Genomic DNA, 14,909 nt, shown 5'->3' with positions numbered 1-14,909 from the left:
TAGTGCTATAAAATTACTTTTATTTAATAAAATCCATTGTGCAGTTTCAGTTTTAGAGTTTGATCAGATTTGTGTTCATAATTAACATAATAAAAACAATATGAAACATCAAGCACCACAGATCGGAAGATACCAAGTTTTAAAGGCTTACAATGAAATGCACAACGGTAAAGAAACACCCGTAGCGGAAGTTCTTTATATGCAATTTAACTGGACAGAGTTTGACACCAAGATTAGGAAGGTAAGATTAAGATCTCTGTATAATTCAAATTCAGAAGGGCCAAAACAAGACTTCCCAATTGATAAGCTTTATCTTCATTATTTGCTTATAAACGAGATGCACGAGACGAATATTTCTGAGAAACCTCAGTATTGTGTTAAATGGGAAGTTATTAAGCCGGATAATTATAATGAACTAATTGAGGAGGATAATGAGATTGCAGCTGATTTCTTGTTATGTGATCAAGTCATGTTTTCTAATAAAGAGTATATAGACTTAGAACTTTCTGCTGTTGAAATGGATCAATGTTTAGCTGACGAATTTACAAAATCAGAAAACACCATAGTAAACCAAGGCGGACAAGAGGAAGGAGACTAGTTACACATTATTAATTAAGGTATAAGAGATGGGTTCTGATCCATCTCTTTTTTTTACACTACAAATAACACATTGATTTACAAAGCTATAAAACTACCACATTATACTTATTTCCATTGTGAAGTTTAACATTCAAACTAGGTGAATATTTGTGCCAAGCAAGTGGTAAAGCTTGCTATTATAAGCACAGATATGAAAAATTTCGATACTAACAGACGCTTACCTTCAGTTATAAAGACAGACCAACAGACCACATATAATTATACGCTAGGTGTAACAGATAGATTATCTAAAGCATTTGAAGTAATTCCTTCAAATTCCATAATAAATAAAGGAAGATGCGGTATAGGAGGAACTTATCTTGAAATCAAGGCAAACAGAAATTCTATCATAATAGTTCCTACTCATTCCATCATCGAAGATAAATGCTACGATGAAGACAATAACCTTCTCCCAAACTATTTCGTCGTAAGAGGAAGCAAGAAATCATTTGATGCGGGAAGGTTAAAGCTATTCATTGAGTCAGACTTGCCAAAAAAGAAGATCTTCTCTACTCCTGCCGGCATTAAAAAGATTATGGAGTGCGGAGCTTTACAGGATGATCTGTACAATAATTGGTTCCTCTTACTGGACGAATCTCATACTGCAATTACGGATAGCTTTAGAGCTGATGTTCTAATACCGTTCCAATATCTCTTCAATTTTAAACATGCAGCATTAATTAGCGCAACTCCCTATAGATTCTCTGATAACAGATTCAAGTCCTTTGACGTTCATAATATTAAATTCAATAATAAAATAGGTACTATCAATGTACTATCCGCAGTTAACGTACTATCTGCTCTTTACATAGAGCTATTGAATCCGGATAAGTTCCCGGGACGTGTACATATATTTTTAAATTCAATCAAGCAAATCGATTCTATTATAAAAATGGCTGAACTTACTGAATGCAGTATATTTTGTAAAGAAAGTAAGCAAAACAAGGATAAGTTAGATGGTCTTTCTCCTTTTATAAAAGCTAAACCAAACGAAGCCAACTACAGTAAATTTAACTTTTACACTTCTAAATACTTTGAAGGATGGGACTTGGAAGATGCTAATTCCACTACTATAATAGTTTCAGATTATAAAGTATCTACACTAAAATTTGGAGTATCCAACAAGTGTATCCAAGCAGCAGGGCGTAACAGAAAGATATCACATGAAATCCTGCATATTACTAATGATAGACAAATTAATTCACACCATTCATTTGATGAACTGGTATCTATGACTCTTACAAAGGCCGAGAGTGCAGTTAGGTTATATAATGAACATTTGGATGATTCTCAGGGCAAAATAAAGTTTAGTCCTGATAAACAACTTAAAGCCTCAATTGACAAATATTCCGAAAGCCATATAAAGCATGAAGGATCAAAGGCTAGTCTTGACAACTTTAAGGTTGATCAGATTGTAAACGAAGAACATTGCAATCAGGAATTTAATAATATCACTTTTATAAAAGAAGCCTGGGAGTTAATGGGATATAAAACGGTAATCAAAAAGCTATTTACACCTAACATCCCAACTAGTGCCATTCTTAGAAATAAAACGCACCGTATAAATGCAACATTAGCTTATTTAGAGGAACTTGATATAAATAGTGATGAAGAGTTTCCCAAATACAAACAGTTGGCGAAGTTCCTCCCGATCGAATGCGAAAGTATCAGAATAGCTTATTACGAGATTGGAGCTGAAGTGGTAAAGAGTCTAAACGGTGATATGAAAGCCATAAGGCGCAAGGTTCTTGAATCTCAATTCGAAAAGAAAAAAGTATTCATAAGCGAAGAATATTTTAAAATGGCTGGCTATGATAAACAGCCCAATCATTGGATTACAGAGACATTGGACAGGATCTATAGTGAACTTGGTGTCTTAGATCCAAAGAAAAGTCCTGACACAATTATGGTTGCTAAGGCTATTCATCTAAAAGACTACTACACCAAAGTGACAACGTGTAAGATGGATGATGACACATCAAAAAATGGATATATCATAAAGGAATACTAATTCTTCCTGTTCTTCTTAAATATACTTAAACTTCTTCTATAAGGGAGATGCAGAAAATGTCAATTTTACAGGAACAGAGCTTATGATTAGACTTACAGACAATATCTGTGGAAAAGGAGTAATGATTTTAGCAGATTAAGATCAGCACCTACTTAAAGTAAAATTTTATTTTTTAATTTCTGAGGCATTTTCGAGCAGATCCTCTGTCATAAACAGCCCCCTTACATTATCTCGATGGGAAACGATTGCCTATTAGAAAAGACAAACCTCAGTTAAGAACATGGCGGCTGAATCAGACTGCATCTTTTCTTTTATAATAGATAAAACTCACCCGAAGAGAATCCTAAAACCACTTGATAGACATACGCGACAATTTCATTGCATAAAATTACGCATGTCTAATCCATCCATTTTCCTTCCCACAATACATATATATAAATCAGTAATAATTCATTAAACCCAATTAAAAGCAAGCTCTGAAATCTCAGGGCATCATATCGTTATGTCAAAAAAAACACAATCATTAACCAAATTACAAACCCTTAAAACCCCAGATGAAATGACAGTAATTGCACCAAGTGAGGAAACTATTCTCGCGCAGAACTTAGAATTAAGAAATGAAAATGTTGAAAAAGCATATTACAACATTGTTAAAGGAACTAAAGAACTACTAACAGCATTTGAAACGCTGAAATACCGGATTTCTGTAACTGTGGATCATGCTAAGTCTGGAAAGGAAACTAAACTTATAAATGAATGGCTATGCTTCTTTTATAACTACACCCTAACAATGAACAGATTTGGATATAAGATGATTTACGTATCCTACGATGAAGACGCTCTAACACGCTTCGGGGATAAACTGTTCAACAGAATGCTACGGATTGTATTTAGATGTACCAATCTGGAATCCTCAGATATTAATATTGAAAACTGTATCCGTATAGATCATTCCGCTACAGATATTCAGCCATTCTTTATTAACAGGTTATTCAATCAGGAAAAGGATTATGTGACTGTAACAACAGAAGAGAAGGTTCCTTCATGAAAGATAAGCTACAACAAAAACTCTTCGGAGTTTTTGTTGATTGGCAGTTCTGGAAGAAATTCTTTAGGAGAGCAATTAAAGATCAAAGCTAATTTGTCTATATGATCCAGATTATACTTAGATGGGAATTTAATACTTTCTACTTGACCTATGAAACCGTTGGAAACTCCCAGTTTAAATGCAAGCTCTGATTGTGAGAGGTTTGCTTCTTCTCTCAGCTTCTTTGCTTTATTAATTGCAAATAATTCTATTTCTGATTTTACAACTGATTTAGACACGCTCTAATGACGAAATTAAATCTGCGTATATTACTTAGTTATAACTAAGTATTTATTATTTTTACCAATCAAAGAATTAAGAAGTGAGGTCGACATCAGTATTGATTCTAATAATTAAACTATAAAATATAATCGTAAATGAAAACAGCAAACATGTTAATGTTAATGGCGGTACTTTGTTTTAGTGCTTGTAAGAAAAATGGTATTAATGAGCCTGAGAAAATCTCTGGTAATTGCAAGATTGTCTCAATAAAAGAAGATAATGATCCTGCATCTACTTACAGTTATGATGCTTCTGGTAAGATTTCCAAAGTAACTAACCTTTATGGTTACGGCAATGGAATATTCACATATCAAACAGATAAGGTAAACTTTACAGATGCTAAAGGAACTGAAAACCAGTCCTTCAATATTGATGCTTCTGGTCGTATTACCTTAGATAAGTTTGATACCTATAAATATAACTCTGATGGTTATCTAATAGAAAAAGCTTACAGACCGAATCCAACGACATCTAACTTTATACTTTCCTATACCAATGGCAATTTAACGAAGGTTATTATTGATGGCTTTGAAACAGTGAACATTACTTATTATGATGCCGAAGCAGTACAAAACCTGTTAGGATATGAGAATGCTCTCCATAGCTCGCTAATATTCAATGAGAGTACTTATTCAAACTTTAATATTGCTTTCCTTGGTAAAGGATCAAAGAATTTAGTTAAAAGCATTACCAAGCAGAGGACAATATCAGGAATTACACAGAATTTTAATGATACTTATGTTTATAAAAAGGATACGGACGGTAAAATTGTATCATTGGAGATTAAAAGGCAAGCAAGTGGCGGTTATTTTAACGGAGTGAATACCGTAAACTTCACTTACCAATGCCAATAATGTATAAAAACATATTGCAACACACCAAGATTAGAGCCGCATTTGTGGCTCTTTTCATTTAACCTTCTTCTCTACAATAATTATGGAAGAGCATTTAGAGGAATTAGATAACTTCCTTATGTTCTATTACACAAATTAGTGTGATTATTAGAAATGAAAAGCTAAGTATACTGTTAATTAACTAATGGATAAAATTCATTCAAATAAAACAAGATATATTGATCCGTTGTTTATATTTGATAGATAGACATTTACCCGCCATTCTCATGCTAACAGATAAGAAATACAAATCTGATAAGATTGTTAAGCCATTTTTGGTTATTTTATGGATATTACCTTTTATAGCATATTATAGCCATCAACGTCAGGGTGTAATAATTGGATTAATATTTATAGCCATTACATTTTTATTTGGACTCACAACCTTTAGGTATTTTAAAGAGGGAAATAAAAAGGCGGGATTCTTCGGAATGATCGCGTATATACTCTTCATTTCCTTTATAATCTACCTTATTAGGTTCTTAAATATACAGTTATGAAAACGTGGCATATAAAATCTCACAATATTCTGTTATCTGGAGACGGAGCAAATACTAGTTCTCTTCAATTTAACGGAATATGGATTAAATTTATAGAACAGGGGCGTACTATAATAACCCAAACACATCAATGCAGGTTTATAGATACTGTAACTGCTGATGGTCAACAAGGCAGAATACGGAGTGGTGAAACGACAAGATCTGATGGCAAAATAGAGGAAGTTTTTGGTAAGTTGAAAACAGAGAATTCTCCGACTCATCACCAAAACTTAATGAACGTAAACGGACTACAATCCTTATTCCCACAAGGCATACGTAATTTCAATAACCTGATTTATAATATTAGATCATATAACAAAGCCCATTTCAGCGAAGGAAAGAACTTCTATACTGAACGTAAAGGCTATGGTAAAAAATATATGGATGGTGCATTTACATTAGGCTCAACAGGGCCTTTATTAGGATCAGTATTTACTGCTGGTGCAGCAGCTTCTTATGCAGCCAAAACGTTTTCTTATATTGGGCTTGGAACTCAATCTGTGGGCTTAGTTACCGATGTTTCTTTCAGTAACTTGTACGAGAACCTTGTAAAACAATCAACAAAAGAACCTGTAATTGTATTAGATTTTGATAGAGAAAATGATAGTTTAAGGGACTCAACTGGTCACATTACACGTGCATTTCGCAGGAACATCATCAATAAACATAATGAAGCCATTACGGAAGAATCCATATTTCAAACAATGATTCATAGTGTCTCTGGTTATCTTGATGGTTACATGAAACGGGCTAAGAGCTTACAGTAATTAAAGGGCTTGATCAATATTAATTACTTTTACTTATAGTAAATAATAGAATTCCCAACAACATCCCTTACACAGAAAAGCGGCTTAAGCCGTGAAAGGGATGGAGTGGTCATTCGGTTATATTATAAACTTCTTGCTGTGGTATCAAACCCGTGGCAGTACGGACTATTCGTCCTATCATTCTGGCTGAGGATTAACAAAGCAAGTCGCAGGAAAAAAGGTATTCCGCATTCCTAAGCGGTGCATTAAGTTTGCCAGATCGCAATTCCGTTCAGCTAGGATAAGTTTATCCTGGCTTCACATCCCAGCCCAGAATCTGTCATACATGAATGCTTTCCGCAAAGTCATCGCTCCATGATAGCTTCTCTCTCATTCAAAATGATACTCGTTGAACTCCTTCATTTTAATGAATCAGCTATCTTTTAGTATGGGCTCACCTGCGGTCACTTTAGGCCACAAAACTGTCATGCCCTTTGAATGCCCAACGCTTCTGCCGATGTCAAAGGTTACGCCAGTTTCTTGTGTGGACATTCTTTGCAGCCATGCTTTGCATTGTCTCTGCAAAGACCTAAAGCTCCATTCGCAGGCGGTGAGCTAAAAAATGTTAACTATTTACCACTAAGCGAGCTCGTAAGATCCCTAATTTGTTTTATAGTAATTGGTTTTAATTCGGACTTCTTTGTATCAGTGACATAAGTGTCGAAGCTAGAAAAGGATCCTGTTCGTGAAACAGTTCCCCCTGCGCCTAAAGATCCAGAAACTTGAGCTACTCCCATACCGATACCGCCTCTAGCAGAAAAGTCAGCTTCACCATTAAAATTAGAACCACCTTGTTTTGAAGCCCATATCACTTCTATCAATTCCGGTGTGATAAGAAGATCCGAATCTGATAGATCAGGAATCAACAGTATTGACTTTAAGATTGATAGTCTTGTATCTTTATCCATTTCCGTGTCCAGACCACTGGGATATATAGCCCCGATGATTGGGGAACTAAGTGTGCCCCCTGCTATAAACATAGAGCTTTTTTTGTCAAGCGCGCTTTTAGCAGTTGCTTTAAAATCTCCGGATGGTGCAATGCCTGAAGCTACTATAGCAGCATTGATATATCCTGAACAATCAAGGCTATAGGCAAAGTTTCCGTACGCAATTGTATTGATGTAATCATTAATGTTCAAATTTTTATAAGTTGGAGAATCTTTCAACAACCGCTCGTATGTACTCCCGTCTGCTCTCTTTAATGTCACGGTATGTAAAACTCCTGTGATGCTTGTTCCTTTTACTAACCTAGCTGTTGGAGGTAAGCCCTTTAAATATGAATCTATATAAATTGGGATCCAAGGTTCCTTTTTTTTCATTTTGGAAATGAGCTTTTTAGCAACATTTGATGGCAAAGGACAGGGATGTGATGCTGGGTCGAAAAGTTCGGCAACGACATCTTTCAAAGTCACAAAGGATTCTTTGTGCGCATGTTCAACAGATGAAGTATCTACATCCAATATCAAAGCATCAGCAATAACCAGAGATGAGTCCAACGATAAAAGTCGTTTTGAAGTACTCTTGAAGTCAACCGTTGATTCCGCTAGTCTGGTAGAACTACATCCAATTGAAAAATTGATAAGTGAGGCGCATAGCGCGAAGTAACTAAATATTTTTAAATTATTCATAATGAGAGGTTTGTAATTAAATATAGTAATTTATTTTATCATTATTATTTGAATTTTTTAAACCGAGTTGAACTAATTATATAGATGCTTATTATAGGAATATCGCATGCTTGTACATTTTAACCTCAAATTCGCTTGGTTAGGTTCGCTTAGAAGAAGTGAGAAACTATCTTGTGAAGTTTTTCTAATAAGTGGTTTCCTAATCTTTACCAGTTCATCAATCGATATAGAAGTGTATCTTATATACCATATCTTTCAGCAAAACCACCAAGAACCGCAGCATATTTGTTTGTAAAAGCATTTGAGCCTAACCAAACTGCTGACTTAGTTTCAACTTCTATATTGGAAATAATAAATAAAACCTATTCGGTCTCCGTTGGAAATTATCTGATAAGTGTTCAGGTGGTAATTTGCAATTACTTTAAGTGATAAACCATCAACTATAATTTCAAAGCTCTGCATACAGACCTACTTAATTTTGAATTGATTCAATAAACAAGCTTAGTTCTAAAAGGTATAATTGGGTATAGTCTGTAGTTGCATACCATCTTTTGTAAGGAGGAAATGGTTCGTCCATTTTATAGTAAACGTATCCAATTGATACTGTTTATTAATATACCTTAGACAATGATTCAATGTAAACAAGGTGTTCTATTGTAAATCATACTCTAATAAGCTTACATTGCGTTTTTTAAAGACTGCTTTATTTCTATCCATTAGAATCAATGAAATCCTTATATTCTTTTATAACAAAATCCCTGATATCAGGATCGAGTCTATCTGGATTTACGATTAAAGCATCAATTTCTGCTTTTTGATGAAGATCTTGAATAGGTTCCCAACGTACCACTTCTGACCACATGTCATATATTAAGATGTCTGTTTCATATATGGATTCCTCATTTGATTTGTACTTCCCTTGATGCCATATTCCTTTCACTTCCTCTTCCGCTACTTGGAATTTTACATGTTGATTATCTCTAGGTAAAGTATTGATATCGAGTTTTACATCCATAACTATAATTGTTTTTGTTAAATTTATCAAACAACAAGCTTCACTATAAATATAATAAAAGAATCTTAATATAATTTTCGGATTTTGAATATAAATTATAAACAACGGAGATTTATAACAAATCATAAATAGATGTATGACGATATAGAAAGATAAAAGTTTCGTTATCTTTCGTACAAATAATCACCAAATTACTTAACCTCTCTATGGACACTAATCTCATTTCTTTAAGAACTCATTCATTATCATATCAGCATATCACTTCTGAATTCAGGGTTGTCCGGAACAATCTTGTTCACGAAATAGAAGATCTTTTTGACAAATCCTGCAAATTAGTAATTATTGAAGGTAAAGAAGGTGCAGGAAAAACTGATATCCTTCTTCAGTTCTCTGAAAAATATATATTTAATTCATTCACTTATTTTATTAATCCCGCGTTTAGAACATCTTATAGACTAGATTATCTTATGGAGGATTTGGGGCGTCAAATATATTTTTATAATAAGAGTGAATCGCCGCCAAGTGATTTTGCCATTACAGAGGGAGTTTTTAATAAGCTGGTTTTCGATTTAACAACAAGTCCTGGAAAAAAAAACAAACCTCTATATTTTATATTAGATGGATTGGATCAGATAGAAAAATCGGATATTGAATTGCTAAAAAGTGCATTATATATCCTCCCTTGGGGAACCAATAATTTTTATTTCATCGTTTCAGGTATTCTTGAGGAACTAAAAGAAATACTTCCACCACTTACATTTAAAAGCTCGAAAATATTAAGAGTACCTCGTTTTACAGAAAATGAAACTAAACTGCTTTTTAATTTGGAGGATACCCTCAAAGCAAAAGAGTTTATTACTGAAATTCATAATACTTGGAAAGGACACCCCGAAAACTTAAGTCAAGTAAAAAGAATTATTGACAGCGGGATCAGCCCTGATGATTTCCTGTCAAATATGGAGATTACCGAAAAGAATGACTTACTAGAAGTCGAATGGAAAACTGCTAATATATCAGACATTGAATTCGACAATCCTATCATAATGATCACATCGCTACTTGCATTTGGTGATAACATTAGATCTATAGATCGTCTTGCGAACATTCTAAATATAACCAGTGAGGAGATTAGAACATTAGTTGAGAACGTCTCATTTCTAACTCTCAAAATGGATAATATAAGTTTTGTCTCAAATTCTTATCGACAATATTCAATAATAAAACTGAAGCGATTTGAGAAGCAAATTAATGCAAAATTAATTGAGTTCTATACGACGATGGATGATATCAACTCAGTTTTGAATTTACCCACATTGTTTCACAAAAATGACGAGTGGAATAATATTGTAGACTTACTCACAATAGATAACCTAGACTTAATTATTTCCAATAGCCAGTCATTTGCAGAAATTAAAAAACAAATTAATTATGGTTTTAAAGCTTCAACATCATTAAAAAACTCATTTGAGAATGTATTCCGATTTTCATTACATAGAAGTATATTGATTGGGTTACAATCCAGTGATGGGAAGAAAGAGCAAATTAAGGCCTACATACATTTAAATAAATCCGAGGATGCATTCACAGTTATAGCTAATTCAGTTTTAAAAGAAGATAGGTTAAAAATGTTAGTGTTTTATGTTCAAGAGTCTAAAATCGCAAAAAAAGATATTGATCCTTTAATAATTGATGAGATTGAAGAGCTATTAAATGATGCTGATGAAGGTTATATTAAAGAAAACCTAACAGAAATTGCAATAGGGCTCGCTTACTTTTTACCCCAAAGGGCGATAGAAATGATTGAAGGTTCACTTGGATTGAAACAAAATAACACTTCTATTGAATGGCTCATGGGAATAATATCTATTATTGCAAAAGAAAATGGAGCTGGCAAAAAAGAAGACGATCTAAAAATTGAATCCGATAAAATAATCAAATACTCGTTTTTTGATAAGTTTGGAAACTCCATCTTACACGGAATAAATGATCTACCTGAAAAGGATTTGATAGAAGAAATCGAGAAAGTGGAGAAAAGCTCTGATAGGCTTTTTCTTTTAAGAAAGTGGATCAAGGCACATTCGGGCTCTTCTGGAATTTTTCATATAATGGACTATTCATTAAATCTTCTTATCCAAGAGTCTTCCATCACAAAACCTTCAACTGAAGTTTTATATGATATAGTTTTTCCAATTAAAAATCTTGCAGATCCTGAAAGAGTTGAAGAAATGATTCTACGAATCGACGATCTAATGATTTCCATAAACAGTCCGACGATTGGAAAAGTATCATTAGAATTGACTATAATTCAGGCATTAACAATGCTGGATATAGACCGAGCGAATGATAGAACTATTGAACTTTCCAAATTCATAGAAACTATATCTGATATTTCTATAAAATTAGAAGCTTATGCTCACTTTTGGCAGCTCTATAAGGAGCTTGAGAAAAATGCAACTACCATATTAGAGAGCCTATATTTGGATGAAAAGTACCTGAAAGAAAAATTATCCTCAGGTTTACTTCTTTTTCTTGAATCCTCCGCAGATCAACATTCTGAGCTTGAAAGTACTTTAGAAGTTCTTGCTGAAGTTAATTATCCATTTGCGATCGAGGTTGCAAACTCTTTGAATACTTCTGCGAGAAGAAATAAGGCACTTTTTTCTTGTTTCAGAATATACATAAAGAAGGAGTTTTCTACTTGGAATCTGGACGACTTAGAATTTACTATATCATGCTTGGACTCTGAAAAGTATATCACGGAATGCATTACCTTAATATTTGATGGAGCTTTTGAACAAATAAAATCAAGTAAAAATAATAAATTTATGATTACCAAATTGCTGCCTCTAATTGGGCGGATAGAAAGCAATTCACACAAATGTGAGGTGTTATCAACAGCCATAATTTTATTACGTGTCAAACAAACCGATGCTAATACATTCAATGCTCGCTATGATAAACTTATAGATAAACTAAGCGCATTTTTACTAAAACATTACGATGCAATTGTGGATCAAGCCGACAAGGCAAGTCTTGGTTATAGCTTGGCATCAACTCTTGCGGAATATGATCTTGAATTGGCGACTACTTATTTTACAAAGGCTGAATACTTATCGAAGGATAATATTTTCGAGGATATGACTCATACAGGTTCTTTGATTTTATCGATTAGGCTAATGATCAGGATTTATGCGGGATTAACTCAGAAAAAAGATTATTCATATGATAAGATTGCTTATTTAATTAATTATGTTCCAGAGAAACTAGATCAGATAGCATTATGGGCAGAGTTAGCAACGCGAATAGGCTTAATAGGAAAAAAGAGGGTTACCGCTGAAATAGTCACAGCAAAGATAATCCCAACTCTTGAACTTTATAAAAAGGAGAATAATGAACAGTTCGTTGACGTTTTAACAAGATCAGCTTCGGCAATTCATTGTGCACAGCCTGAAACACTTCTTCTATATTTAAAGAACTTAAAGATTATTGAACGGGAAAATATTGTATCTTCTACATGTGTTGTGTTGTTAACTAACTGCTATGAATCTGAACCTTATGATGATTTGAAAGGTGCAACTCATTTTACGTATCAAAATGCTATTGAATACATTAATCTATTAGAATTGTGCCAAGACGACGCATTAATACACCACTATATTAGAAAATTATCAAATTTATCACGATTAAATCCGAATAACTTTACACGTGTTCAGAAACCTGAAATATATAGTAAGATTAATAAACTAATTGCGCAAAAATTACCCAATGTAAGTCGTGGAATTAAACATGACGGATATGCAATAAGCTCAAAAGCATGCGCAGAACAATTTAATATAGGCGGTTTTGAGAAGATATATAAAGAATTTGCAGATCTCGAAGAAAAAATCAAGAAAATAAAGAACACATGTGATAGGGCTGTAATTTATTGTAATCTTGCCACTGAAAGTGGTGACAATAAAAAGAAAAAGATTGAATTTCTCAAAAAAGCTTTCGACGAAGCTGATCAAATTTTATCTCTAACTGAAAGGATCGAAATGTATGAAAGCATTTTAGAACTTACAATTAAGGCTTCTACTGATTTATTTAATCATTATTTGAAAAAAATTGAAGCTGACATTTACAATTTAGATGAAAATGATCAATATCCTTCATTTAAAAAATTAATTGATCTTGCCTACAGATATGATAAGACTGTTGCCCAGCGTCTCATTTCGAATTTAGATACAGATCCGGCACGTAAAAAAATGGCGGAGCCAGCTAACAATCACTATGACCGTATAGATTTGAGGAAGTCTGCAGAATCTGATTATTCCCAAATTGGAAAAATCAAAGATAGAAGGGAAAAAGGAAATTTAGCTTGGTCACTACTTGGGCAATTGAATTCTAGCAAAAGAAAAGTAAAAGATGTAAACGAAACTTTGACTTTCTTACATTCTGCTTCGAAAATGCCTATATTCTATTCGATGCCCCTTTATGAATTCTTCCTTGAAAACCTAATTAAAAATGGAGATCGTGATAATCTTTTGTTGAAGTACTATGAAGCAGCTAATGAAAATGCTAAATTATGCTACAATCTCATCTGTAATATTTCAAATAAAAAAGTCAGTACTATGAATTATAATATTAATGCCGCAACAAACAGCATATTGGTTACGGCGGATAAAAAAACAGAAGTATTTCAATTTATAAGAAATTTAGTTGAAAATAGTGAAGCTAAGGAAATATATATTATAGATCCATATTTCTCAGAGCGTGAGATGAGCTTCATAAAGAAGATGGATGATTGGACTCTTGATGCCCATGTAACAATTCTCACAAGCTGTGAGTCAAAAGGAGATTTTGGTCGGAGTTCTTACTTAAATGAATGGACTAAATTCTCAGCAGAGCCTCCCCCGCAAAACTCTTATATATCCGTGAAAAACCAAATTGATAAGTCTCCATTTCATGATAGGTACATGCTACTATATGATAAAAGATTAGGATTGCGCCTCGGAGGATCAATTAATGGCATTGGTGGTAATAAGACATTTGAGATTTCAAAAATTGTTGCATCTGAAGTGGAATTGATATATGAAACGATTGTAAAACCTTTTGCAGTCCAGAGAAAAAAAGAAATCAATGATCAAGCTATTAAATACGAAAGTTTTGATTTTTAGGATATCTACGATTACTGTCCTAAGGCCGTTGACTTCTGTGGCATATCAAGGCAAGAAAGAGTACTAAGTGAATATCCTTACATGTTTTATTAATCATTGCACAAAGCTAAGCTTCTCACCTCAACACGTTTCAAGAAATTCCGGCATAAACGCTCCAATAGCCATTACGCACTATCCATTTATCCCGTTGCTTCTTGACTTAGATTGAGGCTGAAAGCTTGGTTAGGTATCCATAATTAATATAAATCATATGGTATTACAATCAGAATTATTCAAGGTTACAGAAGTGCAGATCAGTTACAATCCAAAATTTAAGGTCTCAGAAAGATCGCAAATAAGAAGCTCTAACGACGCCTATCGAATATTGATACAGCAATGGGATTCAGGTAAGATTGAGTTTCTGGAAGAGTTTAAAATCCTGTTATTAAACAGAAAAAGCAGGGTATTGAGAGTGGTTAATATTTCACATGGTGGTGTTGCTGCAACAGCAGTAGATTCTAAAGTTGTATTTGCATCAGCGTTAAAAGCATGTGCAAGTAGCATTATCCTCTGTCATAATCACCCTAGTGGAGAAATAGATCCAAGCAGTGAAGATATTTCATTAACTAACAAACTCAAAGACGGAGGTGTATTACTAGACTTAATAATCATGGATCATTTGATCATAAGTAAGGATACCTTTTACAGTTTTGCTGATGAAGGCTTAATATAAATTTCCAACACAACGAATTAAACTACCAATCAAATTATTTCTTAACGAGGTTGCATGTTAGTACATAGTTAGTGCAAATTAACAATAGAGGGCTTAAATGGGGCTAAAAGCCTATCAGAGGACGATACGGCGTTCTACTGG

The 14,909-nt window shown here is 33.7% G+C and carries 10 protein-coding genes; 7 read left to right on the top strand and 3 right to left on the bottom strand.

Annotated features, from left to right (window positions below):
• Window positions 1-100: 100 nt before the first annotated feature.
• From AY601_RS24290 to AY601_RS24280, 3 genes are all read left to right on the top strand, one after another.
• A complete protein-coding gene (locus tag AY601_RS24290) occupies window positions 101-598 on the top strand; it encodes a hypothetical protein (protein WP_068406384.1) in 498 nt (165 codons plus the stop codon).
• Window positions 599-790: 192 nt separating this feature from the next.
• On the top strand, window positions 791-2,650 hold the full coding sequence (locus tag AY601_RS24285; protein WP_157288093.1) for a DEAD/DEAH box helicase family protein: 1,860 nt from the start codon (window positions 791-793) through the stop codon (window positions 2,648-2,650).
• A 502-nt stretch (window positions 2,651-3,152) separates the two neighbouring features.
• Window positions 3,153-3,698, top strand: a complete 546-nt coding sequence (locus AY601_RS24280; protein ID WP_068406379.1) for a hypothetical protein — start codon at window positions 3,153-3,155, stop codon at window positions 3,696-3,698.
• An 8-nt stretch (window positions 3,699-3,706) separates the two neighbouring features.
• Here AY601_RS24280 and AY601_RS24275 read toward each other — a convergent pair whose 3' ends face one another.
• A complete protein-coding gene (locus tag AY601_RS24275) occupies window positions 3,707-3,976 on the bottom strand; it encodes a helix-turn-helix domain-containing protein (protein WP_068406376.1) in 270 nt (89 codons plus the stop codon).
• 138 nt (window positions 3,977-4,114) lie between these two features.
• Here AY601_RS24275 and AY601_RS24270 point away from each other — a divergent pair, with 138 nt between their 5' ends.
• Both AY601_RS24270 and AY601_RS24260 read left to right on the top strand, forming a co-directional pair.
• Entirely contained in the window at window positions 4,115-4,873 is a 759-nt protein-coding gene (locus AY601_RS24270) for a hypothetical protein (protein ID WP_068406373.1), read from the top strand.
• 535 nt (window positions 4,874-5,408) lie between these two features.
• Entirely contained in the window at window positions 5,409-6,218 is an 810-nt protein-coding gene (locus AY601_RS24260) for a hypothetical protein (RefSeq protein WP_068406360.1), read from the top strand.
• Between the two features lie 608 nt (window positions 6,219-6,826).
• On the opposite strand, the gene AY601_RS24255 is transcribed toward AY601_RS24260, so the two are convergent.
• Entirely contained in the window at window positions 6,827-7,885 is a 1,059-nt protein-coding gene (locus AY601_RS24255) for a hypothetical protein (RefSeq protein ID WP_157288091.1), read from the bottom strand.
• 709 nt (window positions 7,886-8,594) lie between these two features.
• Complete coding sequence (locus AY601_RS24250) at window positions 8,595-8,900, bottom strand: hypothetical protein (protein WP_157288089.1); 306 nt, start codon at window positions 8,898-8,900, stop codon at window positions 8,595-8,597.
• Window positions 8,901-9,106: 206 nt separating this feature from the next.
• Between AY601_RS24250 and AY601_RS24245 the strand changes: the two genes are divergently transcribed.
• Both AY601_RS24245 and AY601_RS24240 read left to right on the top strand, forming a co-directional pair.
• The gene (locus tag AY601_RS24245; RefSeq protein WP_068406346.1) at window positions 9,107-14,056 is read left to right on the top strand and encodes a hypothetical protein; all 4,950 of its coding nucleotides are present in this window, start codon (window positions 9,107-9,109) and stop codon (window positions 14,054-14,056) included.
• A 250-nt stretch (window positions 14,057-14,306) separates the two neighbouring features.
• The gene (locus tag AY601_RS24240) at window positions 14,307-14,768 is read left to right on the top strand and encodes a JAB domain-containing protein (protein ID WP_068406343.1); all 462 of its coding nucleotides are present in this window, start codon (window positions 14,307-14,309) and stop codon (window positions 14,766-14,768) included.
• The last annotated feature ends 141 nt before the right edge of the window (window positions 14,769-14,909 follow it).

The organism is Pedobacter cryoconitis (genome assembly GCF_001590605.1).
In the GTDB taxonomy this organism is placed as follows: Bacteria; Bacteroidota; Bacteroidia; order Sphingobacteriales; family Sphingobacteriaceae; genus Pedobacter; species Pedobacter cryoconitis_A.
The sequence above is the reverse complement of the archived record's forward strand: the minus strand, read 5'-3'. Positions and strand labels throughout refer to the sequence as shown.

Excerpts from the sequence above, each read along its gene's own strand:
- AY601_RS24240 (WP_068406343.1), top strand. The coding sequence starts at position 14,307 with ATGGTATTACAATCAGAATTATTCAAGGTTACAGAAGTGCAGATCAGT.
- AY601_RS24270 (WP_068406373.1), top strand. The coding sequence starts at position 4,115 with ATGAAAACAGCAAACATGTTAATGTTAATGGCGGTACTTTGTTTTAGT.
- AY601_RS24250 (WP_157288089.1), bottom strand. The coding sequence starts at position 8,900 with ATGGATGTAAAACTCGATATCAATACTTTACCTAGAGATAATCAACAT.
- AY601_RS24280 (WP_068406379.1), top strand. The coding sequence starts at position 3,153 with ATGTCAAAAAAAACACAATCATTAACCAAATTACAAACCCTTAAAACC.
- AY601_RS24245 (WP_068406346.1), top strand. The coding sequence starts at position 9,107 with ATGGACACTAATCTCATTTCTTTAAGAACTCATTCATTATCATATCAG.
- AY601_RS24255 (WP_157288091.1), bottom strand. The coding sequence starts at position 7,885 with ATGAATAATTTAAAAATATTTAGTTACTTCGCGCTATGCGCCTCACTT.
- AY601_RS24290 (WP_068406384.1), top strand. The coding sequence starts at position 101 with ATGAAACATCAAGCACCACAGATCGGAAGATACCAAGTTTTAAAGGCT.
- AY601_RS24260 (WP_068406360.1), top strand. The coding sequence starts at position 5,409 with ATGAAAACGTGGCATATAAAATCTCACAATATTCTGTTATCTGGAGAC.
- AY601_RS24285 (WP_157288093.1), top strand. The coding sequence starts at position 791 with ATGAAAAATTTCGATACTAACAGACGCTTACCTTCAGTTATAAAGACA.